The 26,868-nt window shown below is 69.7% G+C and carries 26 protein-coding genes; 13 read left to right on the plus strand and 13 right to left on the minus strand.

Annotated elements, in window-relative coordinates; all coding sequences use genetic code 11:
- Nucleotides 1–209, plus strand: a 209-nt coding sequence (locus AB0E24_RS33505) for a winged helix-turn-helix domain-containing protein (protein WP_359382668.1), incomplete at its 5' end; no start/stop codon positions are given.
- 174 nt (nucleotides 210–383) lie between these two features.
- Here the strand turns inward: AB0E24_RS33505 and AB0E24_RS33510 are convergent.
- Complete coding sequence (locus AB0E24_RS33510) at nucleotides 384–1,286, minus strand: LysR family transcriptional regulator (protein ID WP_069868221.1); 903 nt, start codon at nucleotides 1,284–1,286, stop codon at nucleotides 384–386.
- 108 nt (nucleotides 1,287–1,394) lie between these two features.
- Between AB0E24_RS33510 and kdgD the strand changes: the two genes are divergently transcribed.
- From kdgD to AB0E24_RS33545, 7 genes are all read left to right on the plus strand, one after another.
- A complete protein-coding gene (gene kdgD, locus AB0E24_RS33515) occupies nucleotides 1,395–2,321 on the plus strand; it encodes a 5-dehydro-4-deoxyglucarate dehydratase (protein WP_069868220.1) in 927 nt (308 codons plus the stop codon).
- 34 nt (nucleotides 2,322–2,355) lie between these two features.
- On the plus strand, nucleotides 2,356–3,978 hold the full coding sequence (locus tag AB0E24_RS33520) for an aldehyde dehydrogenase (NADP(+)) (protein WP_359382671.1): 1,623 nt from the start codon (nucleotides 2,356–2,358) through the stop codon (nucleotides 3,976–3,978).
- A 256-nt stretch (nucleotides 3,979–4,234) separates the two neighbouring features.
- Nucleotides 4,235–5,095 carry an ABC transporter permease gene (locus AB0E24_RS33525; protein ID WP_231981110.1) on the plus strand — a complete coding sequence of 287 codons (861 nt, stop codon included), beginning with the start codon at nucleotides 4,235–4,237 and terminating at the stop codon, nucleotides 5,093–5,095.
- Between the two features lie 21 nt (nucleotides 5,096–5,116).
- Nucleotides 5,117–6,142: an ABC transporter substrate-binding protein gene (locus AB0E24_RS33530; protein ID WP_069868218.1), complete on the plus strand. Its 1,026-nt coding sequence runs from the start codon at nucleotides 5,117–5,119 to the stop codon at nucleotides 6,140–6,142.
- 19 nt (nucleotides 6,143–6,161) lie between these two features.
- Entirely contained in the window at nucleotides 6,162–6,941 is a 780-nt protein-coding gene (locus tag AB0E24_RS33535) for an ABC transporter ATP-binding protein (RefSeq protein ID WP_359382675.1), read from the plus strand.
- 55 nt (nucleotides 6,942–6,996) lie between these two features.
- Nucleotides 6,997–8,646 (plus strand): M24 family metallopeptidase, encoded by a 1,650-nt coding sequence (locus AB0E24_RS33540; protein ID WP_359382678.1) that lies wholly within the window; start codon nucleotides 6,997–6,999, stop codon nucleotides 8,644–8,646.
- A 40-nt stretch (nucleotides 8,647–8,686) separates the two neighbouring features.
- Nucleotides 8,687–9,148 (plus strand): RidA family protein, encoded by a 462-nt coding sequence (locus tag AB0E24_RS33545; RefSeq protein WP_099016412.1) that lies wholly within the window; start codon nucleotides 8,687–8,689, stop codon nucleotides 9,146–9,148.
- Nucleotides 9,149–9,266: 118 nt separating this feature from the next.
- Here AB0E24_RS33545 and AB0E24_RS33550 read toward each other — a convergent pair whose 3' ends face one another.
- From AB0E24_RS33550 to AB0E24_RS33580, 7 genes are read right to left on the minus strand one after another with little or no spacing between them, the layout of a single operon-like run.
- Nucleotides 9,267–10,076 carry an SDR family NAD(P)-dependent oxidoreductase gene (locus AB0E24_RS33550; protein WP_359382683.1) on the minus strand — a complete coding sequence of 270 codons (810 nt, stop codon included), beginning with the start codon at nucleotides 10,074–10,076 and terminating at the stop codon, nucleotides 9,267–9,269.
- Complete coding sequence (locus AB0E24_RS33555) at nucleotides 10,073–11,566, minus strand: aldehyde dehydrogenase family protein (RefSeq protein WP_359382686.1); 1,494 nt, start codon at nucleotides 11,564–11,566, stop codon at nucleotides 10,073–10,075. Before AB0E24_RS33555 ends, AB0E24_RS33550 begins: the two co-directional genes overlap by 4 nt.
- Before the next feature lie 5 nt (nucleotides 11,567–11,571).
- Nucleotides 11,572–12,444, minus strand: coding sequence for an ATP-binding cassette domain-containing protein (locus AB0E24_RS33560; protein WP_359382688.1), 873 nt, complete (start codon nucleotides 12,442–12,444; stop codon nucleotides 11,572–11,574).
- The gene (locus AB0E24_RS33565; RefSeq protein WP_359382691.1) at nucleotides 12,437–13,519 is read right to left on the minus strand and encodes an ABC transporter ATP-binding protein; all 1,083 of its coding nucleotides are present in this window, start codon (nucleotides 13,517–13,519) and stop codon (nucleotides 12,437–12,439) included. The genes AB0E24_RS33560 and AB0E24_RS33565 overlap by 8 nt, the downstream gene beginning before the upstream one ends.
- On the minus strand, nucleotides 13,516–14,394 hold the full coding sequence (locus AB0E24_RS33570; RefSeq protein ID WP_351377728.1) for an ABC transporter permease: 879 nt from the start codon (nucleotides 14,392–14,394) through the stop codon (nucleotides 13,516–13,518). Before AB0E24_RS33570 ends, AB0E24_RS33565 begins: the two co-directional genes overlap by 4 nt.
- Nucleotides 14,391–15,341 (minus strand): ABC transporter permease, encoded by a 951-nt coding sequence (locus AB0E24_RS33575; RefSeq protein ID WP_359382695.1) that lies wholly within the window; start codon nucleotides 15,339–15,341, stop codon nucleotides 14,391–14,393. Before AB0E24_RS33575 ends, AB0E24_RS33570 begins: the two co-directional genes overlap by 4 nt.
- A 16-nt stretch (nucleotides 15,342–15,357) precedes the next feature.
- Nucleotides 15,358–16,869 (minus strand): ABC transporter substrate-binding protein, encoded by a 1,512-nt coding sequence (locus AB0E24_RS33580; RefSeq protein WP_359382698.1) that lies wholly within the window; start codon nucleotides 16,867–16,869, stop codon nucleotides 15,358–15,360.
- A gap of 221 nt (nucleotides 16,870–17,090) precedes the next feature.
- Here AB0E24_RS33580 and AB0E24_RS33585 point away from each other — a divergent pair, with 221 nt between their 5' ends.
- From AB0E24_RS33585 to AB0E24_RS33595, 3 genes are all read left to right on the plus strand, one after another.
- Nucleotides 17,091–18,551, plus strand: coding sequence for an amidase (locus AB0E24_RS33585; protein WP_359382701.1), 1,461 nt, complete (start codon nucleotides 17,091–17,093; stop codon nucleotides 18,549–18,551).
- Nucleotides 18,548–19,315, plus strand: a complete 768-nt coding sequence (locus AB0E24_RS33590) for a FadR/GntR family transcriptional regulator (protein ID WP_359382704.1) — start codon at nucleotides 18,548–18,550, stop codon at nucleotides 19,313–19,315. Before AB0E24_RS33585 ends, AB0E24_RS33590 begins: the two co-directional genes overlap by 4 nt.
- Before the next feature lie 260 nt (nucleotides 19,316–19,575).
- Nucleotides 19,576–19,956, plus strand: a complete 381-nt coding sequence (locus tag AB0E24_RS33595; RefSeq protein WP_069868208.1) for a hypothetical protein — start codon at nucleotides 19,576–19,578, stop codon at nucleotides 19,954–19,956.
- A 69-nt stretch (nucleotides 19,957–20,025) separates the two neighbouring features.
- Here the strand turns inward: AB0E24_RS33595 and AB0E24_RS33600 are convergent, their stop codons facing one another.
- The 4 genes from AB0E24_RS33600 to AB0E24_RS33615 are packed head-to-tail and all read right to left on the minus strand — an operon-like array spanning nucleotide 20,026 to nucleotide 23,813.
- Nucleotides 20,026–20,481 (minus strand): MaoC family dehydratase, encoded by a 456-nt coding sequence (locus AB0E24_RS33600; protein WP_093699829.1) that lies wholly within the window; start codon nucleotides 20,479–20,481, stop codon nucleotides 20,026–20,028.
- Nucleotides 20,478–22,010 (minus strand): acyl-CoA synthetase, encoded by a 1,533-nt coding sequence (locus AB0E24_RS33605; protein ID WP_359382707.1) that lies wholly within the window; start codon nucleotides 22,008–22,010, stop codon nucleotides 20,478–20,480. The genes AB0E24_RS33600 and AB0E24_RS33605 overlap by 4 nt, the downstream gene beginning before the upstream one ends.
- A gap of 10 nt (nucleotides 22,011–22,020) precedes the next feature.
- Complete coding sequence (locus tag AB0E24_RS33610) at nucleotides 22,021–22,896, minus strand: amidohydrolase family protein (RefSeq protein ID WP_099016418.1); 876 nt, start codon at nucleotides 22,894–22,896, stop codon at nucleotides 22,021–22,023.
- Nucleotides 22,896–23,813, minus strand: a complete 918-nt coding sequence (locus AB0E24_RS33615) for an SDR family NAD(P)-dependent oxidoreductase (RefSeq protein ID WP_359382710.1) — start codon at nucleotides 23,811–23,813, stop codon at nucleotides 22,896–22,898. The genes AB0E24_RS33610 and AB0E24_RS33615 overlap by 1 nt, the downstream gene beginning before the upstream one ends.
- A gap of 246 nt (nucleotides 23,814–24,059) precedes the next feature.
- On the opposite strand from AB0E24_RS33615, the gene AB0E24_RS33620 reads away from it, so the two are divergent.
- Nucleotides 24,060–24,485, plus strand: coding sequence for a MarR family winged helix-turn-helix transcriptional regulator (locus AB0E24_RS33620; RefSeq protein ID WP_069868203.1), 426 nt, complete (start codon nucleotides 24,060–24,062; stop codon nucleotides 24,483–24,485).
- A gap of 92 nt (nucleotides 24,486–24,577) precedes the next feature.
- Here AB0E24_RS33620 and AB0E24_RS33625 read toward each other — a convergent pair whose 3' ends face one another.
- Nucleotides 24,578–25,771, minus strand: a complete 1,194-nt coding sequence (locus tag AB0E24_RS33625) for a right-handed parallel beta-helix repeat-containing protein (RefSeq protein ID WP_174883698.1) — start codon at nucleotides 25,769–25,771, stop codon at nucleotides 24,578–24,580.
- Between the two features lie 293 nt (nucleotides 25,772–26,064).
- Here AB0E24_RS33625 and AB0E24_RS33630 point away from each other — a divergent pair, with 293 nt between their 5' ends.
- A complete protein-coding gene (locus tag AB0E24_RS33630; RefSeq protein ID WP_069868202.1) occupies nucleotides 26,065–26,859 on the plus strand; it encodes an SDR family NAD(P)-dependent oxidoreductase in 795 nt (264 codons plus the stop codon).
- The last annotated feature ends 9 nt before the right edge of the window (nucleotides 26,860–26,868 follow it).

The raw sequence follows: 26,868 nt of genomic DNA on the forward strand, positions 1-26,868 counted from the left end.
CCGTCTCCCGCGAATCCCTCATGGCACAGGTGTGGGACGAGAACTGGTACGGACCGACCAAAACCCTCGACGTCACCATCTCCTCGCTACGCCGCCGGTTGCAGACCGCGGCCTCCGCCATGCCCGAGCCGGTGACCCTGCCCGACCTCACCACCCTGCGCGGACACGGCTACCGACTCGACCCACCCGGGCCGCCGCATGGCGACTGACCCACCTTCACCGACCGGGGGACGAGTTGGGCGGTGCGGCGGGCACGTTGTGCTTCGCCGAGTCGGGCATGAAGCAGCTTTCCCGGTCGGCGGAGTGGGCGACGGCGGGCGGACGGGCGGTGGCCCGGTCGTGGAACGGTTCGCCCTTGGCCTCGGCCCGCCCGGACGCGGCCGTCAGGAGAAGCCTCGGCCGGCCAGGTCGATCACCAGGTCCCGGACGGCGTGCAGGGCCGGGCTGTCGTCGTTCGCCCGCCAGGCGGCGACGAGTTCGACCGGCTCGCCCTCGACGCCGACCACCGGGCGCAGCACGACGCCGTCCAGCCCGAGCTCCTCGGCGGCCCGGGGTACCAGCGCGAGCCCCAACCCGGCTCGCACCAGTGCCAGGATCGTGTGCACCTGGCTGAGGTGGTGTACGTACCAGGGCGCGATCCCGGCACCGCGGAAGACGCCGACCAGCACCTCGTAGAAGTAGCGGGCCTCGGCCGGTGAGTACATCACGAACGGCTCGCCGTCGAGGTCGCGCACGTGCGGCACCCGGTCCGGCGCGGCCAGCGGGTGCCCGGCCGGGATCGCGGCCAGCAGGGCTTCCCGGTGCAGCGGGCGGTGCTCGAGCCCGGTGCCGGGGACCGGGGGACGGACCAGGCCAAGGTCCAGTTCCCCGGAGTGCAGCTCCTCCATCTGCCGTCCGGACACCCGCTCACGCAGCACCAGATCGACGCCGGGCAGCCGGGTGTGAATGCCGCCGACGATGGCGTCGAGCACCGAGTGCGCCGAGGACGCCGTGAAACCCAGTGCCACTGTCCCGATCTCGCCCGCGGGCACCCGGCGCACCGACAGCGCCGCCTGCTCGGACAGCCCGAGAATGCGCCGGGCGTCGCTCAGGAACGCCCGTCCGGCCGCGGTGAGCCGGACGGAGCGACCGATCCGGTCGAACAGCTCGACGTCCAGTTCGCGCTCCAGCAGCTGGATCCGCCGGGACAGCGGGGGCTGGGTCATCGACAGCCGTTCCGCCGCGCGGCCGTAGTGCAGTGTCTCGGCGACGGCGACGAAGCTCTCGAGCTGGCTCAGCGTAAACATCGATCCATTATAGGTATTGGTTGATCCCAAAGAAGTGTTGGACGTGCATCGTTTTGGTTCCTATGGTTCTCGCAGTCGCTGTCCTGTACTTCCCGGGAGGAAACGTTAATGCGCGCCTTTACCCCGACCGAGCTTGCCGAGCGCCTCGGCTCCGGGCTGCTGTCGTTTCCCGTCACCCACTTCACCCGTGACCTGGCGTTCGACGAGGCCGCCTACCGGGAGAACATCGGCCGCCTGGGCAAGTACGAGATCGCCGGTCTGTTCGCCGCCGGCGGGACGGGGGAGTTCTTCTCCCTGACCCCGCGGGAAGTCGGCACCGTGGTCCGAGCCGCCGTCGGCAGCGCGCCCAAGGGCACCCCGATCCTCGCCCCGGCCGGACACGGCACCGCGCAGGCGGTCGAGATGGCCCGCGACGCCGAGGCGGCCGGCGCCGACGGCCTGCTGCTGTTCCCGCCCTACCTCACCGAGGCATCCGCGGACGGCCTCACCGCTCATGTGCGCGCGGTCTGCGAATCCACTTCGCTGGGCGTGGTGCTCTACAGCCGTGCGAATGCCGTGTACACATCGGACACCGTGGCCGCGGTCGCCGACACCTGCCCGAATCTGATCGGATTCAAGGACGGTGTAGGTGATCTGGAGGAGATCACCCGGATCCACTCGCGTCTCGGTGACCGCCTGGTCTACATCGGCGGGCTGCCGACGGCGGAGACGTTCGCGCTGCCGTACCTGGAGTTGGGTGTCACGACCTACAGTTCGGCGATCTTCAACTTCCTGCCCGAGTTCGCCCTGGCCTTCTACGGCGCGGTGCGGGCGGGGGACCGGACGACGGTGCGCCGGCTGCTCGACGAGGTCGTGCTGCCGTACACCACGATTCGTGACCGTAAGGCGGGCTACGCGGTGAGCATCGTCAAGGCCGGTATGGATCTGGCCGGACATCCGGCCGGTCCGGTGCGGCCGCCGCTGACCGATCTGGACGACCCCGAGCGTGAACTGTTGGCCGATGTCATCGAGGCATCGCGCACCGCCGTCGTCTGACGCCACCGATCCGATGAAGCGCAAGGAGCCACTCGTGTCCGCTCACCCCCGGACCAGCCCTGCCGGTGTCATGGTCATCGGAGCCGAACCCGTCATCGGCACGGGTGAGGAGATCCGGTCCGTCGATCCCCGTACCGGCGAGGCTCTCGATCCTGGCTACCGCGCGGCGTCGGTCGAGCACATCGAGCGGGCATGTGCCCTGGCAAAGCAGGCATTCACGGCTTTTCGGGCGACCGCTGCCGAGCGGCGTGCCGCATTCCTCGAGCGCATCGCCGATCTGCTCGACGAGCGTCGGGATTCACTGGTCGAGTGCGCCCACACCGAGACCGCGCTGCCTCGTCCGCGGCTCACCGGCGAAGTCGGTCGCACCAGCGGTCAGCTGCGCCTGTTCGCCGCGGAGCTACGGGCCGGCACCTGGCAGGGGGCCCGCATCGATCCGGCACGGCTCAACCGCGAACCGCTCCCGCGCGCCGATATCCGGCAGCGCCGGATCGCGCTCGGTCCGGTCGCGGTGTTCGGCGCGAGCAACTTCCCACTGGCCTTCTCCACCGCCGGGGGCGACACGGCATCGGCGCTGGCCGCCGGGTGCCCGGTGGTCGTCAAGGCGCATCAGGCGCATCTGGGCACCGCGGAGCTGGTGGCGCGGACGATCGCCCAGGCGGCGGCTGACACGGGTATGCCCGAGGGGGTGTTTTCCCAGCTCGTCGGCGGTGGGACCGAGGTGGGCGCCCGACTCGTCAGAGATCCGAGGATCCGTGCCGTGGGTTTCACCGGGTCCCGCGAAGGCGGGCTGGCGATCGCGGCCATGGCGGCGGATCGGCCGGTGCCGATCCCGGTGTACGCGGAGATGAGCAGCATCAATCCCGTGCTGCTGCTACCCGCGGCGCTCGAATCCCGCGGCGCCGGGCTGGGCGCAGCGTTCGCCGGATCGCTGACGCTCGGCGCCGGGCAGTTCTGCACCAACCCCGGTCTGGTGCTCGCCATCGAAGGACCGGGCCTCGACACGTTCATGAGGGCCGCGGCCGACGCCGTCGCGGCCGACGCCGGAGCCACCATGCTCACCACGGGCATCGCCGACCACTACACCGCCGCCGGTGACGCCCTCGCGGCCCGGGACGGCGTCGATGAGTTCGCGCATGGCAGCCGGCCCGACAGCGTGGCTTGTGGCCGCGCCCGGCTGCTGACCGTCGACGGTGCTCGGTTCGCCGCCGATCCGGCGCTACAGGCCGAGGTCTTCGGCGCCACATCGCTGCTCGTCCGCTGCGCGGACATCGCGGAGCTGACCGCGGCGGTGGAGACGTTGGAAGGTCAGCTCACCGGGACCGTGCACGCCGATGAGGCCGATCATCCACTCGCCGCGAAGCTGCTGCCGCTCCTGGAGGAGCGAGCGGGCCGGATCCTGTTCGACGGCTGGCCCACCGGGGTGGAGGTCGGACACGCGATGGTGCACGGTGGACCGTTCCCGGCCACGACAGACCCTCGAAGTACTTCCGTCGGAACGCTCGCGATCGAGCGTTTTCTGCGGCCCGTAGCCTATCAGGACGTGCCGACCGCGCTGTTGCCTGCTGAGGTTCGTGACGAAAATCCGCTTGGTGTGTGGCGCCGACTCGACGGTGAACCCAGTCGAGACGCGCTCGCCGTCGACAGCGCCGATTGACCGGTCGGCCGGGTGAGGCGATATCCACCTGGCCAAGGTCCGGCCCCGCCGGCCATGCCCGCGACTGCCCAGTGGCAACCCTTCCAATGTTGTGAGGACGTAATGACACCGCGATGGCTCTCGCCGCCCCCCTCGCCGCGCCGGATACCGGCCGCGTCTCCGCTCCCCGCCACAGGCTCCTGTCGGCGCCCGTATCCCCACCCGGTGGCCACGGCCCTGTCCGCGCACGGCGCGCCCTTCGACGGGGGGTTCCGCCATGGCCTCTCCTGAAGTCAGTGAAGTCGGCTCGGACGGCCTGCGTCAGTCCCCGCCCGAGGCGGCCCTCGGCGGACCGGTGAGATCCAAGCCGAGAATGTTCAGCCGTGACTCGATCGCGGTTGGTGCGAAGGCGGTCGCGGGCATCGTCGGCCTCTTCGTCGTATGGCAGCTGGTGGTGATCATCTTCAGCCCGCCGGAATACCTGGCGGTCGGGCCGATCTCGGCCTTCGACGAGCTGATCAAGCGGCCCGACTACTTCGCGAGCAACACCTGGGTCACGTTGCAGGAGGCGCTTGCCGGGTTCGCGCTCGGCACCGCGCTCGGAATTCTGTGCGGTGCGGTGCTGCATTACTCGCCGACCGTGCGCAGTTTCCTCTACCCCGCGCTCATCGCGATCGACACCATCCCCAAGGTGGCGCTCGCGCCGCTGTTCATCGTGTGGTTCGGGTTCGGCTTCGAGTCGAAGGCGTTCGTCGCGATGGCCATCGCGTTCTTCCCCCTGGTGATCAACACCTATGACGGTCTGAGTTCGGTACCCCACGAACTGCAAGAACTCGCACGGATCAACAAGGCGTCGCCGTGGAAGAAGATGACGAAGATCGATTTCATCTACGCGATCCCGTCGATCTTCTCCGGGGCGAAGATCTCCATCTCGCTCGCTGTGGGTGGGGCGGTCGTCGGTGAGTTCATCGCCGGCTCCAAGGGGTTGGGATATGTCATCCTCCTCGCCAACAGCCAGGTCGACCTCCCGTCGATGTTCGCGGCCTTCATCGTGCTCGCCGCCATCGCCCTGGCGTTGTTCTTCATCGTCGACTTCGCGGGACGAAAGCTGGTCCCGTGGAAGAACCACGCAAAGTGACCGCGGGGATCGGAGACTCGAATGCGTAATTCGATCCGCAGGATCGCCGCGATCGCCGGGGCGGTGCTCCTCATGTCCGTGTCGGGCTGCGCGGGCAACGGCGGCAAGAATTCGATGACCCTCATGCTCGACGTGGGGTACCTGCCGAAGCACGCTCTGTTCATCTCGGCCGTCGAGCGGGGCTTCTTCAAGGCGGAAGGTCTCGACCTCACGGTCATGCCGGGGTCCGGTTCGACCAACACGGTCACCTCCGTCGTCACCGGCAAGGTCGACGCCGGCTGGGCGGACTTCGGCGCCACGGTCACCGCCCAGGGCAGGGGCGCCAAGGTCAAGCAGGTCAACCTCCTCCAGGCCAGGTCCGCCTACGCCGTCGTCGGGCTCGCGGGCACCGGAATCAAGGATTGGTCCGACCTCCGGGGCAAGACGGTCGCCACCGAGGGCGGTGGTGCGATGGCCGCGATGTGGCCGTTCGCGATGCACAAGCTGGGGCTCAAGGAGGGCGATGTCAATGTCGTCTCCGCCGCGAGCGCATCGAAGATCCCCGGCCTGCTGGCCGGTCAGTGGGACGCCAACCTCGCCCTGTACGTCTCCGACCAGCCGGCCATTGACGCACTCGGCCGGAAGGCATTCGTGCTGAAGTGGTCCGACCTGGGCATCAACCTCTACGGCAACGGGATCGTCGTCTCCGACGAGAAGCTCAAAAACGATCCCGAGCAGGTGCGGCGGTTCAACCGGGCGATGCAGAAGGGCTATCTGTGGGCGTGCCGGCACCCGGCCGACGCCGCGAAGGATTTCCAGAAAGAGGTCTCGGGCTACGAGGCCAAGACCATCACCCTCGCGATCCGCGCACAGTGCGGACTCAACTGGGGCACCGGTAAGTCGGCGAACCAGTTCGGTGTCATGGACGACGCCGGCGTCCAGAAGACGATCGACGTCGCCCGCCGGTTCCTCGGCCTGAACCCGGGGAGCAACCTCACGCCCAAGGACGTGTACAGCAACTCCTATCTCGAGCCGCTGCACTCCAACGAGACCATTCAGGCGCCGTGACGGCCGGACGGAGAGTCACATGAACAACGAGTACGCCATCTCGGTCAACAACGTGGGAAAGACCTACCGATCCCGGGACGGCCAAGGCAACACGGTGCTCAAGGGGCTGGACTTCCATGTGAAGCCGGGACAGTTCGTCTCGATCGTCGGACAGTCCGGCAGCGGGAAGACCACACTGCTCAAGACGATCTCCGGCCTCCAGGAGCCCACCGAGGGCGAAATCCTGGTCAAGGGGCGGCCGATCCGCGACGGGATCGAGGACATCGCGATGGTGTTCCAGAGCCCCGTGCTCCTGCCGTGGCGCAACAACATCGACAATGTGCTCCTGCCCCTGGAATTCCGCGGCACCCGCACCGACGAGTCACGGCGCTACGCCCAGGAACTGCTCGAGATGGTGGGTCTTGGCGGCAAGGCCAAGAACTACTCCTACGAGCTCAGCGGCGGGATGCAGCAGCGGGTGGCCATCTGCCGCGCGCTGGTATCCCGCCCCGAACTGCTGCTCATGGACGAACCCTTCGGCGCGCTCGACGCCATGACCCGCGATTCGATGAACTTCGAGATCCAGCGCATCTGGCAGACCACGGGGTGCAGCGTCCTGTTCGTGACCCACAGCATCTCCGAGGCGGTCTGGCTCGGCGACCGGGTGGTCGTCGTCGGCGACCGCCCCGGCCGGATCGTCGCCGACATCGCGATCGACTTCCCGCGGCCCCGGGGCAAGGAGCACCGGTTCTCCACGGCCTTCTCCGACTACACGACGGAAATCGAATCCCACATCGGAGTCGTGACCGGAATCAGCTGACCGCCGCAGGCCCGGACGCCGACACCGAATTCGACATCATAGGAGCACCGCACCCATGCTGAGCCTCACCGCAGACGCCTCGCAGGTCGAAGCGACCTACGGACTCAACGCACGCAAGAGCCTCCTGTTCTCCGCGATCCGCCTCGACTCCTACCCGTTCGTCGCACCGCTGATCGCACAGACCGACAAGGGCCAGTACCTGCTCGTGCGCCAGCAGGAGCAGGGCAACGCCCTCTCCGCCGGGGTCCCGAAGGACCAGATCAAGTTCTACGCCCCCTGGGTCACGATCGACCCCCGGATCGTCGCCGACACTCCCGCCTCGGCGTCCCTGACGAGCCTGGTGCAGGAACTCTCCGGCGGCGCCGCGGTGAGCCTCGCCGCCGACGTCGTCTACAGCCACTACCGCGCGCTCTCCGGCTCCGTCGAGCTCGTCGTCGCCGACCAGGACCCCACCGCCGTCACCGCCTACGAGCTCGACCTCGAGGAGGTCATGGCGAGGTTCGCGGGGTGGCGCGAGACGGGCGTCCGCACCGCGCGGCGGCTCATCGAGAACGTCGAACACCTCTCCGGTCTGGCGGAGGAGTTCACCGCCGGTGCGGACAGCCGGTTCTCGGCGCTGAAGACGCTCGTCGGGGACCGCTCTCTCGACGCGCTGCTCCTCGCCGCGCCCCCCAACTTCACCGAGGCGACCGGGTTCGCGCAGCCGGATGGCGCGGTGGCCCTGTGGCTGGCCGGTTCGGACAAGCTGATCGTGCTGGCGCCCGAGGGAACCTCCGGGGTCTCCGGGGCGGCCATCGGCCGGTTCCCGTCCATCGGCGCCGCAGTCCGGGCCCTGGCCGGTGGCGTACGGACCGGGGTCGAGGACGAGTGGATCAGCGTCGGCCTGGCCCGCGAGCTCGAGCACGAGGGCGCGGAACTGGTTCCGGTCTCGGCAGACCTCGGCCACTGGCGGGACATCCGCGACCACGAGGACCTCGCCTTCCAGGTCGTCGCCGCGCGGGCGAGCGTGTTCGCCATCGAGGAGGCGCTGGCCTGGGCGGAGGAGGGCCTCGACGCCGGCCGCTCGTTCAGCGAGCTCGACATCAACGCGGTGTACCTCAAGAAGATCGCCGAGTTCCGCACGGTGAACGAGATCCCCTTCGGCATCGAGCCGTACTTCACCAACCTCCACTCGTCGAACCGGATGCTCTTCCCCGGCCCGCCGGTGGACTACCCGATCAACGACGAGACGACATGCATCCAGCTCGACGCCGGTGTGCGCATCGTGTTCGACGGGGTCAACGTCGCCACCTCCGACATGGCCCGCTCACTGCCCCGCACCGCGGCCGCGAAGGAGGCGTACACCTTCTTCTTCGACGTGGTGCGTGAGGGCATCATCGGGCAGCTCAAGCCCGGTGTGGTGTGCGAGGACGTGCATGAGGGGACCCTGCGCTACCTCGCGCCGCACCTCGACCGGATGGTCCAGATCGGGATGCTCGGGACGGACGTCGACTTCAACACGGAGTACCGCAAGCGCAACGTCGGCCACCTCATGGGCAAGCAGGAGTCGTTCGCCAACGAGCTCCGGCCCGGCTACAAGCACGTCCTCGGGGTCGGTTCGTACGGCGCCGCCGAGATCCCTTGGCGCTACGAGAACGCGGCGATCGGCACCGAGGATCTCTGGTACATCGGACGCGACCGCACCTACATCCTGAGCAAGCGATGACGGCTGTCCACCTGTCCGACTCGTTGAACTGGGATGCGACATGACTGATGTGCAGGAGCGCCTCACGGCGCTGTCCATCGAGCTTCCGGTGCTCGGTGCGCCCCGCTACGCGTACGAGGCGACCGCCCGATGGGGCGATCTGCTCTTCGTGTCCGGCCAGATCTCACGGACCGCCTCGGGCGAGATCCTACGGGGCTGCCTGGGAGCCGATGCCACCGTGGCCGACGGAGTGACCGCCGCGAGAACCGCCGCGCTCAACCTCCTGGCGCGGGTGGACGACGCGGTCGGCCTCGACAATGTGGAGCGGATACTGAAGCTCAACGCGTGGGCCACGAGTTCACCCACCTTCGTGGACCAGCCGTCGGTGATCGACGGGGCTTCTCAGCTGTTGCTCGACGTCCTGGGCGACGCGGGCCGTCACGCTCGAACCGCCTTGCCGGCCCATGTGCTGCCGCAAGGCGCACTGGTGGAACTCGACGCCACGATCGCCGTCCGCGGTTAGGAAGCGTATGTGGTTGTGATCAAGGACCGGCCCGTGGGAGGTCCTTGATCCGATCATCGAGGCGCGGAGACGAAGGCCGGCGAGGCGGCTCCCGATCCGGAGCGTATGCGAGGTCCGGTCAGCTGGGCGGCGTATAGCGTCCGTCGATCGCCGTCCAGCCTCCGTCCACGAAGAGCTGGCTCCCCGTGACGAAGGAAGACGCGTCCGACGCGAGGTAGACGACGGCGCCGGCCAACTCCTCCGCCCGGGACCAGCGGCCCAGGGCGCTCTTGTCGGCGTAGGCATCCGACCACTCCGGCACCGCCCTGATCTGCGCGGTCAGTGGTGTCTCCACGACGCCCGGGGCGATGGCGTTCACCCGCACGCCCGACGGGCCCAGCTCGGCCGCCGCGGTCCGCAGCAGCTGGACGAGGCCCGCCTTCGTGGCCGCGTACACTCCCTGGCCCGGCTCGACGGCCACCGCGCGGATCGAGCTGAAGCCGATGATGCTTCCCGCGCCGCGTTCGGCCATACCACGGCCGAACGCCCGCACCAGGTCGAAGGAGGCGCGCAGATTGAGCGCCACGACCCGCTCGAATTCCTCCGCCGTGTAGTCCAGCAGGGACTTGCGCACGTTGGTCGCGGCGGTGAAGACGAGCACATCGACGGGCCCGAGCTCCTCGGCGGCCCGCGCGACCGCCTCGCCGTCGAGCACATCGAGGGCGTACGCGGCAAGGCCGGGCCCCATCGACGCCGACTCCTCGGCCGCCGCCGGATCACGGTCGGCGCACACCACCGTGGCGCCGTGTGCGGCGAGCGCCAGGGCGCTCTCGCGGCCGATTCCACTGCCCGCGCCCACCACGACGGCCTTACGGCCGTCGAGCCTGAACAGGCCGGCGTACGCGTCCACCGCGTTGGTGTGGTCCGTTGCTCGCACTGTGGTCCTCATGTCTTCTTCGTCGTCGGGCGGATCACTGCCATACGGGTGACGGTGAGCTCTTCGATGGCGAACCTCGGGCCCTCCCGTCCGGCCCCGGAGTCCTTCACGCCGCCGTACGGCATGACGTCGGAACGGAAGCCGGGAACCTCGTTGACGACCACTCCGCCCACCTCCAGGCGGTCCAGAGCGGTGAACGCCGTCTCCAGGGCGCTGGTGTAGACGCTCGCGTGCAGTCCGTAGCGCGAGTCGTTGACCAGGTCGAAGGCCGTGTCCAGATCGGGGACGGACCGTACCGCGACCACGGGGGCGAAGACCTCCTCGTTCCAGACGGGGAGGGTCCGGTCCGGGTCGAGCAGCACGGTGGGCTCGAGCACCCCGTCGGTGACGCGGCCTCCGGCGACGAGGGAGGCCCCCGCCGCCACCGCCTCGTCCAGCCATGCGCGCACCCGCTCGGTCGACCGCCGGTCGATGAGCGCCGAGACGCGCGTCCGCGGATCGCGGGGGTCGCCCACGGCCACCTGGGCCACGCGCTCCGTCAGACGGGCCATGAACTCCTCGCGCACGGCGTCCACCACGATGACCCGCTGCACGCTGATGCACGCCTGGCCCGACGCGTAGTACCCGCCGCGCACCACCGCGTCGGCGGCGGCGTCGAGGTCGGCGTCTGCGGCCACCACCAGGGCGGCGTTGGAGCCGAGTTCGAGCAGCACCTTGGTGGGTGCCGCGTCCCGGGCGATCCGGTGGCCCACGGCGGCGGAACCGGTGAAGGACACCGCACCGATCCTTCGGTCGGTGGTCAGCGCGACACCCACCTCGGGACCCCCGGTCACCAGCTGGACCGCGGCTCGCGGCGCGTCGGCGGCGCCGAGGGCCTCGCGGAGGAGGTGCACCAGCCACAGGGTGGCCAGGGGCGTCTGCGGGGCGGGCTTGACGATGACCGGGCAGCCGGCGGCCAGGGACGGCGCGACCTTGTGCGCGGCGAGCAGCAGCGGGTAGTTGAAGCCCGCGATGCCCACCACCACGCCGATCGGCTTGCGGGTCCAGAACCCGAGCAGGCCCTCGCCCGAGGGCAGCAGGTCCAGCGGCACCGTCTCCCCGTGCAGCCGGGCCACCTCCTCGGCCGCCGTCAGCAGGGTCAGCAGGGTGCGGTCCACCTCGATACGGCAGTCGACCAGCGGTTTGCCGGTCTCCAGGACCAGGAGCCGCTCGAAGTCCGCGCGCCGGGAGGTGAGGGCCTCGTGCGCGGCGAGCAGCGCGGCCCTGCGGATGTGCGAGGGCAGCCGCCCGACCTGCTCGCGTGACGCGAGGGCCGCGTCCAGCGCCTGTCGTGCGAGGCCGGTGTCCCCGACGGGGGCACGGGCGAGGACCGTACCGTCGTAGGGGAAGCGGATGTCCTCGGTGGCGGGTGCCTCGACCCAGTGGTCGCCGATGGGAAGACCCTCGGGAAACTCCTTCCCCACGGGGGATTCACCGTCGGCGGATGGGACGTGGGTGGTCACGGTCGCTACTCCCGGTTGAGGTCGGCCGCCGACACTCCGGACAGTGCCCTGCCCAGTGTCGGAACGGCGGCGATCAGCCTGCGTGTGTAGGGATGCCGGGGGTCCTCGTACACCTGCTCCGTGGGCCCGGTCTCCACGATCCGCCCGGCGTGCATGACCGCGACCCGGTCGCACACATGGCGCACCACGGACAGGTCGTGGGAGACGAAGACCAGCGTGAGGGCCAGTTCGTCGACGAGGTCGGCGATGAGGTTGAGCACCTGGGCCCGTACGGAGACGTCCAGGGCGCTCACCGGCTCGTCGGCCACGATGATCTTCGGTCGGGGGGCGAGTGCGCGCGCGATCGAGATGCGCTGCCGCTGGCCACCGGAGAACTGGTGCGGATACCGGTCCGCCGCGTCCGCTCGCAGACCGACGGCCTCGAGCAACTCGGCCACCCGCTCCCGGCGGTTGCCGTGCCCCTGTGCCACGAGCGGCTCGGCCACGATGTCACCCACGCGCATACGGGGGTCCAGCGAACTCATCGGGTCCTGGAACACGAGCTGGAGCCGCTCGCGGACGAACGTCAGCTGTCTCTCCCGGAGTCCGGTGATCTCCCGGCCGTCGATCGCGACACTGCCGCTGGTGGGGCGGTCGAGCCCGGCCAGGATCCGCAGCAGGGTCGACTTCCCGCACCCGGACTCGCCCACGATGCCGAACCGCTGCCCCTGAGGGATGTCGAAGCCGACGCCGCGCAGGGCGTGCACCGGCGGGCCGGGGCGGCGCAGTGAGGTACGAGGCCGCCCGTAGACGCGTGTGATGTCGCGGACGCTGATGGCGTCCACCGGCCCGGTCCGCGGCCCGGTCCCGAGCGGGGCGCCGGTCGGCTGCTCAGCCACGGCCGGCCTCCTGGTTGGTGGGGGTGGCGCCGGTCGCGTGCGCGCCGCCGCCGGGCACCGGATGGAAGCAGGCATAGCCGGAGTCCGGCCCGGTCCGGACCCATTCAGGTCCGGTGGCGCACACGTCCGTCGCGTGATCGCACCTGTTTCCGAACACGCATCCGGCGGGGAACCGGCCGGCGGGCGGAACGGACCCGCGGATCGTGGCCAGCCGGCCGCGGTCGTCGACCACGGTCAGATCCGACGCGCCGATCAGGCCCTGGGTATAGCGGTGCCGGGGGCGTGTGAACACCTCCCGGACCGGTCCGGACTCGACCAGCCGCCCGCCGTACATGACCATCACCCGCTCGCAGACGGTGGCCACCACGGCCAGGTCGTGGGTGATGAAGAGCATGGCCGATCCGCGGTCCCGGACGCCCCGCACGACCAGGTCGAGCACCCGCGCCTGCACCGTGACGTCGAGCGCGGTGGTGGGTTCGTCGCAGACCAGGAGCGCGGGGTCGTTCGCGAGGGCGATGGCCAGCACCACCCGCTGCCGCTGGCCCCCGGAGAACTGATGCGGATAGGCGTGCGCGGCGTTCTCGGGATCGGGGAGGCCCACCTGGGCGAGCAGTTCCACGGCGGCGGCCCGGGCGGACGCGCGGTCGGGCCTGGTCCGGTGGATCAGCAGCACCTCGGCGATCTGCCGCCCGACCCTCATCGTGGGGTTCAACGCGGTCATGGGCTCCTGGAAGACCATGGCGATCTCCTTGCCCCGCACCCGGGACATCCGCGCCTCGTCGGCACCCACCAGATCATGGCCGACTCCGGCGAGCCGTACCGAGCCCGAGGCCCGGAGCCCCTCGGGGAGCAGGCCCATGAGGCTCAGCGCGGTCAGCGACTTGCCCGACCCCGACTCACCGATCAGGCCGACCCGCTCGCCCGCCCGGATGGTGAAGCCGACGTCTTCGACCAGCTTGCGGCCGTTCGCCGTGACGTCGAGGTGGCGCACGGTCAGTACATCATCGGGGGAGTCGGGGGAGCCCTGCCCCGAGGCCGGAGCCTCGGCGGACGCCCTGTCGGGTGCCGGGGTCATCGGCGGTCCTCCAGCTTGGGGTCGAAACGGTCGCGCAGACCGTCACCGAGCAGATTGAATCCCAGCACCGCCACCGCGATCGCGACGCCAGGGAACACGGCGAGCCGCGGGGCGATCGACAGCAGCTCCTGGCTCTCTTGCAGCATCCGGCCCCAGGACGGTGTGGGCGGCGGCGTTCCGAAGCCCAGGAAGGACAGCGCGGCTTCGGCGAGTACGGCGATGGCGAAACCGACCGACGCCTGCACGATGACGAGACCGCTGACATTGGGCAGGACATGTCGCAGGGCGATCGCGAACGGCCCACGGCCCGCCGCGCGCGCGGCGATGACGTACTCGGTCCTCATGACCTGCAACGCGCCGCCGCGGATCAGCCGGGCGAAATGGGGGATGGACGCGATGCCGATGGCGACCATCGCGACCAGTGTGCCCGCGCCGTACACGGCCGCGAACATGATGGCCAGCAGGAGCGCGGGGAAGGCGAGCAGCAGGTCGTTGCCGCGCATCAGCAGCTCGCCCAGCCAACGCGGCGCCATCGCGGCGGCGATGCCGAGGGGCACGCCGATCAGGGCGGCGACTCCCACCGCCACGAAGCCGACGAACAGCGTGGTGCGCGAGCCCATCAGGATCTGGCTGAACACATCGCGGCCGAATTTGTCCGTGCCGAACCAGTACTCGGCCGACGGCTCCTGGAGCCGCACCGAGGGATCCACCAGGGTCGGGTCGTGCGGGGTCCATACGAAGGACAGCAGCGCCATGCCGATCACGGCCGAGACGATGAAACCGCCCACCAGGAGGCTGCCCGTGACCGGACGGCGCCGACGGCGGCCGGCGGGCGCCGCGGACGCGCCGGTGGTCTCGATGTCCTGAGCGCTCATGACGCACCTCCCCGCAGCCGCGGGTCGATCAGCAGATAGACCATGTCCACCAGGAAGTTCACAAGCAGCACCGCCATCGCGATGATCATGACCACGTCCTGCACCACGATGAGGTCCCGGTTGGCGACGCTGTCCAGCAGCAGGCTGCCGAGCCCGGGGATGACGAAGACCCGTTCGATGACGACGGAGCCCACCAGCAGCGTGGCGAGCTGCAACGCCAGGACGGTGACCACGGGCACCGCGGCGTTCCGCAGGCCGTGCCGCAGCAGTGCCCGCGTCGGGCGAAGCCCCTTGGCGCGAGCGGTGCGCAGATAGTCCTCCCGGAGGACGTCCAGCACGGCGCTGCGGACATAGCGGGTGACCACCGCCGCCTGCACGATGCCGAGGGACAGCGCGGGCATCACCAGTTGTTCGAGGAACAGGACCGGATCCTGTGCCGGAGGTGTCCAGCCGTTCGCCGGCAGCCACCCGAGCCCCACCGCGAACACGGTGATCAGGAGGATGCCGGCGAGAAAGGCCGGGACGGCCACGCCGACCTGGGACAGGGCCGAGAGAAGGAGCCCGGACGGCTTGCGGTGCCGCACGGCCATGAGCGTGCCCAGGGGGAGGGCCAGCACACAGGCGATCACCATGCCGGTGCCGACGAGCCACAGGGTGACCTGGAGGCGGTCGGCGAGCTGCGGGCCGATCGGCGCGTGGGAGATGTAGGAGTTCCCCGGGTCGAAGGTCACCAGCCCGTGCACCCAGCTGAAGTACTGGGCCACGAGCGGCCGGTCGAGCCCGAACTCCTGGCGCAGCTGCGCCACCGCCGAGTCCGACGCGCTGGTGCCGAGGGCGACACGGGCCGGATCTCCCGGCAGCACCGCCATGAACGCGAACACCAGCACGGAGCTCACGGCAAGGCCGGCCAGGAGGATCGCGATCCGCTGAACCAGACGGACGATCATCGGTTGAGGCCGCCTTTCATGACCGGCCCAGGCCGGTGAGGTCCAGTGACTCGGAGACGGAGTTGACCGGCAGTCCGGTGATGTCCTCGTCCGCCACCATCAGATTGGGCAGCAGGAACAGCCAGTCGGCCGCGGCGTCCTCGGACAGCAGCCGGGCGGCCGCCCGCATCGAGGTGATCTGCTGCTCCCGGCTGCCCTGGTCCGCCTTCTTCAGCAACGCGCGGAATTCGGGGTTGTCGTAGTGGGTGTAGTAGCTCTTGTCCCCGAACACCGTCTGCATGTCGCGGGGCTCCACATGGCCGATGATGGACATGTCGTAGTCGGAGTTCTTGAACACGGCGGTCAGCCAGGCGGCGGGGAACTCCAGCTGGTCGAACTCGACCTTGAACCCGGCCTGTTCGAGCTGGCTCTTGACCACGGTGCCGCACGCGGTGGCATAGGGCAGCGTCGGAATCCGCAGCCGCAGCGTATGCCCGGCCTCCCCGGACTCCTCCAGGAGCTTCCTGGCCTTGTCGCGGTCGTACGGATACAGGTCGGTGAGGTTCTGGTACCACGGGTCGGTCGGCGGGACCATGCCGCCGATGAGCTTGCCGCGCCCCGCCCAGCAGGTGTCCATCAGGGCCTTGTGGTCGATGGCGTAGCGGACCGCCTGGCGGGCCTTCGGATTCCTCATCGGGCCCGAGCCGTTGTTGAGGGAGAGGACCACCTCGCCGTTGGTCGTGCCCTCGATCACCTTGTACTTCGAGTTGTTCTGGAACCGGTACAGGGACTCCGGGGACTGCATCTGGCCGATCACGTTGATGGTGCCGGTGAGCAGCGCGTTGTTCATGGCCGTCGGGTCCTTGAAGTACTTCAGGGTGACCGACGCGAAGTGCGGTGTGCGCCCCCAGTAGCCATCACGGCGTACCAGCGTGATGGAGTCGCCGCGGTTCCAGTTCTTCACCACGTACGGGCCGGTGCCCACCGGCTCGGTGGCCAGCTTGCGCACCCCGGTCCTGCTGAACATCGCGCCGACGCGGGTGGTCATCCGGTACAGCCAGTCGTTGCTCGGCTTCTTCAAGGTGACCTCGAGTTCGGTGGGCGACACCGCCCGCACCGAGTCGACGACGTCCATCTGGGCCTTCTGCGCCACCGTCCAGGCGGAGCCGACCCGTTCGATGGAGAACTTGGCGTCCTCGGCCGTGAACCGTGCGCCATTGCTGAACCTGGCGTCCTTCACCAGGTGGAACGTGTACGTCCTGCGGTCCTTGGACAGCCTCCACGACGTGGCCAGATCGGGCCGGATCGCCCCGGACTGGTCCAGCTTCACCAGGGTCTCGTAGACGTTGTCGAGCAGCGCCTGCGGAATGGCGGCACCGTCGGTCCTGGTGAAGTCGAAGTTGGCCGGCTCGGCGGTGAGGCCGATGTTCAGACCGTTGCCGGTGCTCTTTCCGGCCGACAAGGACCCGGCCGAACAGGCTGTCAGCGGCAGGCATACGAGCACGGCCGCGACCGCACCGGCCCGTCGCGCCGGCCACATGTGTCTCATGTGTGCCACCCCTGGCCTTCCCTGGACGGCGAGTCGCACGACCCTGGGCCCCGCGTCATGGTGGACACCTTCCGTTATGACTGGCCTGACCAGTAAGCTCACTTGGCAGGTACCGTCGCGACTGAAGCTGTACTTGTCAAGGGTCCGAACGCCCTCGGGGTCTCGCGAGGGGCGCCGCCCAGCGGCAGCTCGGGGAGTCCCGGGGAGTAAGGAGTGTGCGCGTGCTCACGGAACAGGGCCTGGCCGCGATGTCGGCCGTCGAGATGGTGGCCGGATTCGCCGATCGCACATTGTCGCCGGTCGAGGTCCACGACGCCGTCCAGTCGGTGATCGAGGCGCGCGAGAGCGTGCTCAACGCGTTCTGGGCGCGGGATCCGGCCGAGTCCCGCAGGGCGGCACTGGCCAGCGAGGCACGATGGGCGGCAGGGGAACCGCTCGGGCCCATCGACGGAGTGCCCGTGACGCTCAAGGAGAACGTCGCCCGCAAGGGGGTCCCGATGCCCTCGGGCAACGCGGGGACCGAACCGGTCGTCCCCGAGGCGGACGCGCCCATCACCGCGCGGGTCCTCGAATCCGGCGGGGTGGTACTCGGATCGACCGTGATGCCGGACTGGGGCATGCTCTCCTCGGGCGTCTCCAGCCGGCACGGTATTTCGCGCAGCCCCTGGAACCCTGCCTGGACGACGGGCGGCTCCAGCTCCGGCGCGGGGGCCGCGGCCGCGGGGGGATACGGTCCGCTCCACGTCGGCACCGACATCGGAGGATCGATCCGGCTGCCGGGCACCTGGCTGGGCCTCGCCACGCTCAAGCCCAGCTACGGGAGGATCCCGCTGGACACCCCGTACCTGGGGCGTGCCGCCGGGCCCATGACCCGCACCGTGGCGGACGCGGCCCTGTTCATGGGCGTCCTGAGCCGACCGGACCCCCGGGACTGGACGAGCCTGCCGCCGCAGGACATCGACTGGTCGGCGCTGGACGGCGAGGTGCGCGGACTGCGGGTGGGAGTGCACCTGGACGCCGGCTGCGGGGAGTCGTGCGACGCCGAGATCCTCGCCGCGGTGCACCGTGCCGCCGCGGTCTTCGAGGCGGCGGGAGCCGTCGTGGAGCCGGTCGGGCCGTTTATGACCCAAGAGCTCCTGGACGACCTGGATCTGTTCTGGCGGGTACGGTCCTGGAACGACTTCCGCGCGCTGGAGCCCGAGGCCCGGCCGCGCGTCCACCCCCACATCATCCGATGGTGTCAGGGCGGCTCCGATGTGCCGGGCACCCGGGTTCTCCAGTGCTACCAGCAGGTCATGCGCATCCAGGCGCGGACCGTGGCGGCCACGCTCCCCTACGATCTGGTGCTCTCGCCGGTGGCGCCGGTGGCGGCGTTCCCCGCCGAGCGGCCGATGCCCTTCCCGGAGGACGAGAGGACCATGGCCCACATCGGCTTCACCGCGCCGTACAACATGTCGGGCCAGCCGGCCGCGACCGTCAACTGCGGCTTCACGGCGGACCGCCGGCCCATCGGGGTGCAGATCGCGGGCCGCCGTTTCGACGATCCCGGCGTCTTGAGGGCGGCGGCGTGGTACGAACGGAGCCGGCCTGACGAGGCGGTCCCGCGCTGGCCGGACAACACCCATGGGGCACCCACGGGAGAGAAGACGACATCGACCACGCCCGAAGGGGAGAAGCCTTGAGCGACGGGGCACAGTTCCGGCAGGTCTCGCCGGTACGGCTCTACCAGCGCATCGTCGAGCAGATCGAGCAGGCGATCGTGCGCGGTGACCTCAAGCCCGGTCAACGGCTGCCCAGCGAGCGGGAGTTGGTGACGCAGTTCGGGGCCAGCCGTCCCACGGTGCGCGAGGCGTTGCGCGTGCTGGAGAGCGACGGCCTCGTCCGCTCCCGCCCGGGTGATCCGAACGGCCCGGAGATCCTGCCCTTCTCGTCGGCCGGCCTGACCAAGCAGATGACCCGGCTCGTCCAGTTCGACAATGTGTCGATGGCCGAGTTGATCTCGTTCCGCATGATCCTCGACGGGTCGGCGAGCTCGCTGGCCGCCCGGCTGCGGTCCGAGGAGGAACTGTCCGTGATGGAACGGACGATCGCCGTCATGTCGGATGCGATCGAGGCGGGTTACGAGGAGTTCGGCAAGGCCGACGTGGCGTTCCACGAGGCGGTGGCCGTCGCCGGCCGCAACTCCCTCATCGAGGTCTGCAACCAGGTGGTCAGGGGCGCGGTCCTCGCGCTGATCTCGGACAAGGTCGCCCATGCGCACAACAGCGCGGCGCTCATGCGGGAGTCGCTCCGCCACCATCAGGAGGTGCTCGAGGCGATCCGGGCAGGGGACGGCCGGGCGGCGGCACGCATCTCGCGGCGCAAACTTTACGAGTACTACGCCGGCTACGTCCCGGAGAGCGAGCGGGGGCCGCTGCTCGCGCTCGTGGACGACGAGGAGGGCTGACCCCGGTCCCTGGCGCCCGGCGCGGGAGCCGTTTCCCGCGCCCCGACGGGTGGGCAGTCGCCCGGGAAACCCTCGCGCGCATCCCAGCGGTACCGCGTCCCGTGCCTCGTCTTCGCAGGTCGGACGGTGGGACGTCCCATGACCAGCTCAACTCCCTGACAGCCGTGGCGGGTGACGGACACGGCCCGGCAGCCTCGATGGTGCCAGACGGACGGCGCGGACCATTCCCGCACCGTTCCCACGACTGTCAGGAGAGAGATATGTCCGTCCGTACGTTCTGCCGTGCCGCCGTCGCGGTGACGGCAGTCGGCGTCCTGTCGTTGTTCGAGATCGGAACCGCCTCCGCGACCGGCAAGGCATCGGCCTGGTACATGGGCCATGAAGCGGCGCGGGTGAACTACTGGAGCAGCACGGACGACTTCCGGCTCTCCGACATCGCATGCGATGGCAACTCCGTGTACGCGCAGTACCAGCGCGCCGGGGCGAGCCGGCAGACCCTGCGCAACACCAAGGGCTGTCACACCCACGCCGACTTCAACCGCAGCTTCACCAACGGACAGAGCATCAAGTACCGGGTCTGTGTGAAGGTCGCCCTCGAACCGGACAATTGCAGCGCCTGGAAATGGGACACCACAGGCTGACCACCCCGGCGGCCGGACGGGCCCGGCCCGCCCGGCCGCCGCGCTCACCGGTCTTCGCGCCGCCGCGGGTCAGACGTAGAAGCGGGACAGACTCCGCACCACGGCCGCGGGCTTTGTGCCGCCGTCCACCTCGATCGTGCCGTCGACGGTGATCTGGACGCCGCCGGGTACGTCCTCGACCGCGGTGAGCCGGGCCACGAGCCGGATGCGGGATCCGGCCTTCACCGGTGCCGGGAAGCGCACCTTGTCCAGGCCGTAGTTGACCTTGGTGGTCACGCCCCGTACCTCGAGCAGTTGGCTGAAGAGGGGGATGAACAGGGACAGCGTGAGGTAGCCGTGCGCGATCGGCGCGCCGAAGGGGCCCTGAGCCGCCCGCTCGGGATCGGTATGGATCCACTGGTGATCGTCGGTGGCATCGGCGAAGGTGTCGACGCGGTCCTGTGTGACCTCGATCCACTCGCTGGTGCCGAGGTCGCCGCCGGCGAGCTTCTTCAGTTCGTCCAGACCGTTGACGGTGATGCTCATGAATCGGCTTCCTGTTCGGGGGCGGGGGCGGGGGTGCCGTAGCGGTCGCGCACCCGGGACTTGAGGAGTTTTCCGGAGGCGGTGCGCGGAAGGTCGTCCGCGACCACCACCGACTTGGGGATCTTGTACTTGGCGAGCCGCCCGGACAGCGATGCCAGCACCTGCTCCGGGTCGAGTTCGGCGCCCGCCACCGGGACGACCACCGCGCGGGGCACCTCGCCCCATCTGTCGTCCGGGACTCCGATCACCGCGCATTCGGCGATGCCGGGATGGGCGAGGAGGAGGTCCTCGATCTCGGCGGGATAGATGTTCTCGCCGCCGGAGATGATCATGTCCTTGAGCCGGTCGACGATGTACACATAACCGTCTTCGTCGACCCGGGCCGCGTCCCCGCTGCGGAACCAGCCGTCCGCGAAGGCGGTCTCCGTCTCCTCCGGCAGCCCCCAGTAGCCGGACATCACATGGGGTCCGCGCACCACCACTTCGCCGGTCTCGCCGGGGCCGACCGGGGTGAGGCCGGGCCGTACGACCCGTACGTCGCTGAAGAAGTGCGGTACGCCCGCCGAGCCCGCCTTGTCGGTGGCGTGCTCGGCGTCCAGGAAGAGCGCGCCGGGCGCGGCCTCGGTCATGCCGTAGCCCTGGAGGAAGGTGAGCCCGCGCTTCTCGTAGGCGGCGATCAGCGAGGTCGGCACCGGTGATCCGCCGCAGGTGAGGATGCGGAGCGAGGACAGGTCGGCGTTCGCCCACCGGGGATGCCGGGCCACCTGGTCGAACATCGTCGGCACTCCGAACATGAAGGTGATGCGATGCCGTTCGAGCAGGTCGAGGGTGGTCCCCGGGTCGAAAGCCTCCACCAGGACACAGACGCCGCCCTTCAGCAGCACCGGCAAGGTGATCATGTTCAGACCGGCGGTGTGGAACAGCGGGGCGGACACCAGGGCGCGTTCGTCGGCGAACAGGTCGTGGTCGACCAGCACATTGACGGCGTTCCAGGTGATGTTGGCGTGGGTGAGCATCGCCCCTTTGGGGCGGCCGGTCGTCCCCGAGGTGTACATGATGAGGCAGACGTCGTCGGGGGCGACCGGTTCGTCGATCGGCTCGGCCGGTGCGGCTGCCAGGATCCGTTCGTATGCGTCGCCGATCTCCACCCGGATCCGTACATCGCTGTCGGCCGGCAGTCCGGCGACGAGCCCGGCGTGTGCCGCGCCATGGATGAGGGCCTTGGCGCCGGAGTCGGCGAGCTGGTAGGCGATCTCGGGGCCGGTGAGCCGGGTGTTGAGGGGGACGAAGACGGCACCGAGCAGGCCGGCGGCGAACAAGGTCTCCAGATAGGCGGGGTGGTTGGGGCCGAGGTGGGCGACGCGGTCGCCACGCCTGATGCCCCGGGCGCGCAGGGCATGGGCGAGGCGGGTGGTGCGCAGGTGCAGGGCGAGGTAGTCGGTCGACTGCTCGCCGTGGATCAGGGCCGTGCGGTGCGGGGTCTTGCGGGCCCGGCGTGCGGGCCATGACCCCAGTCCCTCGTTGCGCATCCGACACCCCTTACGGTTGGGTCAGCCCGAGCAGGCGGGCCGCGTTCTCCTTGAGGATCTTCGGCTTGACCGCGTCCTTGATGGGGAGCTGCTCGAAGTCGGCCAGCCATCGGTCGGGGGTGAGCACCGGGAAGTCGGAACCGAAGAGCACCTTGTCCTTCAGCAGCGTGTTGGCGTACTGCACGAGCTGCGGCGGAAAGTACTTCGGCGACCAGCCGGAGAGGTCGATGTGCACACCGGGCTTGTGGGTCGCCACCGCCAGGGCCTCGTCCTGCCAGGGAAACGACGGGTGCGCCAGGATGATCCTCAGCTGTGGGAAGTCGGCGGCGACGTCGTCCACATGGAGCGGGTTGGAGTATTTGAGGCGGATGCCGCCCCCGCCGGGAACACCGGCGCCGATGCCGGTCTGGCCGGTGTGGAAGAGAGCGATGGTGCCGGTCTCCTCGATCACCTCGTACAGGCCGTACGCCACCGAGCGGTCATTGGGGAAGAAGCCCTGGACGCCGGGGTGGAACTTGAAACCCTTCACGCCGTACTCCTCGACCAGCCGCCGGGCCCGCTTCACGCCCGCCTTCCCCCGGAAGGGGTCGATGGAGGCGAAGGGGATGAGGACGTCCGCGTTGGCGGCGGCGGCCTCGGCGACCTCCTCGTTCGGGACGGGCTCGGTGCCGGTGGCGGACTCGGCGTCCACGGTGAAGACGACGGCGGCCATCCGCCGCTCGCGGTAGTAGGCGGCCATCTCCTGGAGTGTGGGCTTCCGGTTGCCCTCGACCTTGAAGTAGGCGGAGGAGGCGGTGTGCAGCTCGTCGTCCAGGGAGGAGTGGCCCTTGGCGGACACCTCCGCATGGGTGTGGACGTCGATGGCGACCAGATCGCGGACGTCCATCACGCCTCCGGAATCCTCGGCGCGGGGATGCCCACCGTCTGCGGCTCGGCGCCGACCGACGTGGGCCAGGCATCGGCGAGGGCCTCGGAGGTCCAGCCGCCGTCGGCGTAGGCGGCCCGGATCTCCTGCGGATGCGACCAGAGCGTCACCTTGTCGCCGCCGATGCCGACGCACTGGCCGGTGATGCCGCGGGCGGCGTCGGAGGCCAGGAAGGGCACGAGGGCGGCGCAGTCCTCCGGGGTGCCGAACCCTTCCCCCTTGCGCAGGAAGTCCGGCAGCGGTTCGCCGTTCTTCAGGGCCTCCACATACGGGGCGAAGGCGGGAATGGTCTCGGTCATCGCGGTGGCGGCCACCGGCACGATCGCGTTGACGGTGATGTCCGTGCGGGCCAGTTCCATGGACCAGGTGCGGGCCATGGCGGCGATTCCGGCCTTGGCGGCGGCGTAGTTGGTCTGGCCGAAGTTGCCGCGCTGCCCGGCCGGGGAGCCGACGAGGACGAGTGTGCCGCCCTCGCCCTGCTCGCGCATGCGCACGGCGGCGGCTCGGGCGCAGGTGAAGGTGGCCCGGAGATGGGTGGTGAGGACCGCGTCGAAGTCCTCGTCGGTCATCTTCCACAGCACCTTGTCACGCAGGATGCCCGCGTTGGTGACCAGGACGTCGAGCCGGCCGAACTCTTCGACGGCACGGCTCACCAGCCGGTCGGCGGCCTCGGCGGAGCCGACCGGGACCACCTCGGCCACGGCGGTGCCACCCGCCTCGGCGATGGACTTGACGGCCTGTTCGGCCACGGCTTCGTCGATGTCGTTGACGACCACGGACGCGCCGCGGGCGGCGAGGGCGTGTGCGTAGGCGAGGCCGAGGCCCCGGCCGCTTCCGGTGACGACGGCGGCCTTTCCGGTCAGATCGATGGTGGGCACGAGCGGGTCCCTTCGCATGGGTGCGCCGGCCCGGCGCGGGGTGTGACAGCGAGATCGAAGCTAAGCGCAATAATTGGTGTCGTCAACAGTTGTTGTCCACCTCGGGTGCGTCATACTGGACTCCGCACACCAGACCCACCCCTCCGGGCCGAGCCGACACCGGCGCCCGGGGCCGAGCCCAGGGAGCCCGCCATCGCCCGCCGGCACACCGACACCCCGCTCTCCATCGACGCGGACGAACCGTGGATGCGGGCGCTGCACGCGGACACGGGCTATCTGCTGTACCGCCTCGGTCTGCGCTCCGGTCAGCTGTTCAACACCTTCCTCCAGGAGTCGGGGCTCCGGCTGCGGCACTACGCCGTGCTGCGCTACCTCGCCACCTGCGAGGGCGCCTTGCAGCGGGAGCTCAGCGCCCGGCTCGGCTATGACCCGAGCGCGATCGTCGGCCTGGTGGACGACTTGGAGAAGCTGGGCTTCGCCGAGCGCCGCCCCGCCCCGGACGACCGCCGCAGCCGCGTCGTCGTCCTCACCGAGGATGGCCGTGCGTTCCTCCGTGACACGGATCAGGCGGGCCGGCGCGTGTCCGACGAACTGCTCACCCAGCTCGCCCCCGCCGAGCGGGAGACGCTGCACACGCTCCTGGCGCGCGTCGCCGGGGACGAGCTCGCCTGACACCCGGCGAGAACCGCCGACCGCTCGCGCCCGACCGGCCCGCGCCCCCCGGCCGGGTGCTGCCTGCCGGGCGTGCCGGGGCTCCGCTGCGGCTAGCCGCCGAAGCTCACGCGGAGGCTGCCGTCCGCGGCGAAGGACCACTTCAGCGCGCCGGTGTAGGACGAGCACCGGGATCCGTTCGTCCCGGACCAGAACTGGTTCGAACCGTCCGCGTCACCGATGATGCGGTCCTTGGTCCCGCTGCTGCCGCCGCGGCACGACACATTGTCCCGAAACACCGAAGTGCCGCCGTCGAACGAGAAGTTGCGCTGCCCGTTGTCGATGCCGACGTTGCCCGACACCGACATATGGCCGGGGTTGCTGTTGTACGTGAACCCGTGCTTGCCGTTGTGGTAGGCGATGCTCCGCCGGATGACGTGGTCGACGGCGATGTCCGAGCCGCCGAGCTTGTAGCCGTTGCGGTCGCCGTTGGAGTTCTGGGTGCCGTCCGAGAGGGTGCCGTTGCCGTAGGCGAGGGAGTCCTCGATGGTCACCGGGCCGATGGGGCCGGTGTCCTTCTTGGTGTAGAGGTCCCAGCCGTCGTCGATGTTGTTGTGTGACACGTCATAGCGGAACACGTTCCCGGAGCCGACCGTGAGCTTCGCGGCGAATCCATCGGCGTCCTCACCGTCGGAGTCGGCGTTGTCATGCGACTCCGAGCTCACGACGAGGTTGTTCGACGGCCACTGGTCGTGGGGGGTGCTGGAGGCGATGCGGGAGATCTGGAGCCCGGTGTCACGGTTGAAGCGGGTCACCGTGTGCTCGATGACGTTGTTGCTGCCACCGACGGAGATTCCGTTGTCACCGGCGCGTTCGACGGTGATGCCGGAGATGCGCCAGAACGACCCGTTGAGGGCGAGCCCGCGGTTCGCCGGATCCTCGCTCATGGCCGAGAAGTTCAGCACCGGGGTCTCGCCGGGGTAGGCCACCAGCTCCTTGCGGGCGCTGGACGTGCCGTCGTTGCCCGGGGCGATGGTGACCGTCTGTGAGAGGCTGTAGGCCCCGCCGCGCACGTAGATCGTGGCGCCCGGGGTGATGCGGGTGATCGCCGAGGCGAGTGTGGTGGGAGAGGACTCCGTCCCGGGGGCGTCGGCACTGCCTTTCGGCGACACGAATAAGTCATCCGCGTCGAAGGACGCGGACTGCGCCCGGGAGACGGGCGGATGGGCGGCGAGCAGACCCGCCGAGGCGACCACGGCCGCCGTCGCGGCGGCAAGGGCGCGGGGGAATGTCCGAGAGTGCTTCATGGCGCTGAGACCTCCTGATGCGAGGGAGCTGCCGTGCGGACGGCAGCCAGCGAATGAGAGCGATTGCTGACCGTTCCTTGTCGTCAAATCCCAGAGATGAGCGGCATCGATATATGACGGTGCGTCATGTGCGTCGGAAAAATTAGCAAGCGCTTGCGGGTGCGTCAATGTCGGTCACCAAGACGGCGATCGGCCTTCCGGGCTCGTCATGCGCCAGCTATGGTGGTGTGTTTGGGAGCGCTCCCATGCTCGGGGGGCGCCCCTGTCATAGGCGCGGTCTAGTGTGCCGGGACATGGACCTGGAGCTTGCGGGACGACGGGCGATGGTGACGGGGAGCAGTGGCGGTATCGGTGCCGCGGTGGCCCGGCGGCTGGTCGATGAAGGGTGCGCCGTGTTGGTGCATGGCCGCGACCCCGCGCGTGTCGGCGACGTCGCGGAGCGGCTCCGTGCCGCGGGCGGGGCGGTGGACGTCGTGCTGGGGGACCTCGCTGATGATGACTCCGCCGGGACGGTGGCCGGGCGGGCCCTGGAGTGGGGCGTGGAGATACTGGTCAACAACGCCGGCCCCTTCGCCGAGCATGACTGGGACACCGCGGAGCCGGCGGTGTGGTTGGACGCGGTGAACGGGAACGTCGTGTCCGCGGTGCGGATGATCCGGGCCCTGGTGCCCGGGATGCGCGAGCGCGGGTGGGGGAGGGTGGTCAATGTGGGCAGCCGGGCCGCGACGACTCCGTTGCCGAACATGGTCGAGTATTCGGCGGCGAAGGCGGCGGTGGTCAACATGACGACCAGCCTGGCCCGGCATCTGGCCGGATCCGGCATCACCGCGAACACGGTGAGCCCTGGTGTGGTCGTGACGGACGGCATGCGGCAGATGTTCGAGGACGGGGCGTCCGCACGGGGCTGGCCGGGGCGGTGGGCAGAGCTGGAACCCCTGGTGGTGGCCGAGTACGCCCCGAACCCGACGGGCAGGCTCGGCACCGCGGCGGATATCTCGGCGGCGGTCGCGTTTCTCGTCAGCCCGCTGGCCGGCTATATCAACGGAATCGATCTGCGCGTCGACGGGGGCATCGCGTTGGTGCCATGACGGCCGGCG

It is taken from the genome of Streptomyces malaysiensis subsp. malaysiensis, assembly GCF_040653035.1.
Taxonomy (GTDB): domain Bacteria; phylum Actinomycetota; class Actinomycetes; order Streptomycetales; family Streptomycetaceae; genus Streptomyces; species Streptomyces malaysiensis.

Bases quoted from the DNA above. Each gene is read 5' to 3' on its own strand.
- AB0E24_RS33510 (WP_069868221.1), bottom strand. From the start codon at position 1,286: ATGTTTACGCTGAGCCAGCTCGAGAGCTTCGTCGCCGTCGCCGAGACA.
- kdgD (WP_069868220.1), top strand. From the start codon at position 1,395: ATGCGCGCCTTTACCCCGACCGAGCTTGCCGAGCGCCTCGGCTCCGGG.
- AB0E24_RS33525 (WP_231981110.1), top strand. From the start codon at position 4,235: ATGGCCTCTCCTGAAGTCAGTGAAGTCGGCTCGGACGGCCTGCGTCAG.
- AB0E24_RS33530 (WP_069868218.1), top strand. From the start codon at position 5,117: ATGCGTAATTCGATCCGCAGGATCGCCGCGATCGCCGGGGCGGTGCTC.
- AB0E24_RS33535 (WP_359382675.1), top strand. From the start codon at position 6,162: ATGAACAACGAGTACGCCATCTCGGTCAACAACGTGGGAAAGACCTAC.
- AB0E24_RS33540 (WP_359382678.1), top strand. From the start codon at position 6,997: ATGCTGAGCCTCACCGCAGACGCCTCGCAGGTCGAAGCGACCTACGGA.
- AB0E24_RS33545 (WP_099016412.1), top strand. From the start codon at position 8,687: ATGACTGATGTGCAGGAGCGCCTCACGGCGCTGTCCATCGAGCTTCCG.
- AB0E24_RS33550 (WP_359382683.1), bottom strand. From the start codon at position 10,076: ATGAGGACCACAGTGCGAGCAACGGACCACACCAACGCGGTGGACGCG.
- AB0E24_RS33565 (WP_359382691.1), bottom strand. From the start codon at position 13,519: ATGACCCCGGCACCCGACAGGGCGTCCGCCGAGGCTCCGGCCTCGGGG.
- AB0E24_RS33570 (WP_351377728.1), bottom strand. From the start codon at position 14,394: ATGAGCGCTCAGGACATCGAGACCACCGGCGCGTCCGCGGCGCCCGCC.
- AB0E24_RS33575 (WP_359382695.1), bottom strand. From the start codon at position 15,341: ATGATCGTCCGTCTGGTTCAGCGGATCGCGATCCTCCTGGCCGGCCTT.
- AB0E24_RS33580 (WP_359382698.1), bottom strand. From the start codon at position 16,869: ATGAGACACATGTGGCCGGCGCGACGGGCCGGTGCGGTCGCGGCCGTG.
- AB0E24_RS33595 (WP_069868208.1), top strand. From the start codon at position 19,576: ATGTCCGTCCGTACGTTCTGCCGTGCCGCCGTCGCGGTGACGGCAGTC.
- AB0E24_RS33600 (WP_093699829.1), bottom strand. From the start codon at position 20,481: ATGAGCATCACCGTCAACGGTCTGGACGAACTGAAGAAGCTCGCCGGC.
- AB0E24_RS33605 (WP_359382707.1), bottom strand. From the start codon at position 22,010: ATGCGCAACGAGGGACTGGGGTCATGGCCCGCACGCCGGGCCCGCAAG.
- AB0E24_RS33610 (WP_099016418.1), bottom strand. From the start codon at position 22,896: ATGGACGTCCGCGATCTGGTCGCCATCGACGTCCACACCCATGCGGAG.
- AB0E24_RS33620 (WP_069868203.1), top strand. From the start codon at position 24,060: ATGCGGGCGCTGCACGCGGACACGGGCTATCTGCTGTACCGCCTCGGT.
- AB0E24_RS33625 (WP_174883698.1), bottom strand. From the start codon at position 25,771: ATGAAGCACTCTCGGACATTCCCCCGCGCCCTTGCCGCCGCGACGGCG.
- AB0E24_RS33630 (WP_069868202.1), top strand. From the start codon at position 26,065: ATGGACCTGGAGCTTGCGGGACGACGGGCGATGGTGACGGGGAGCAGT.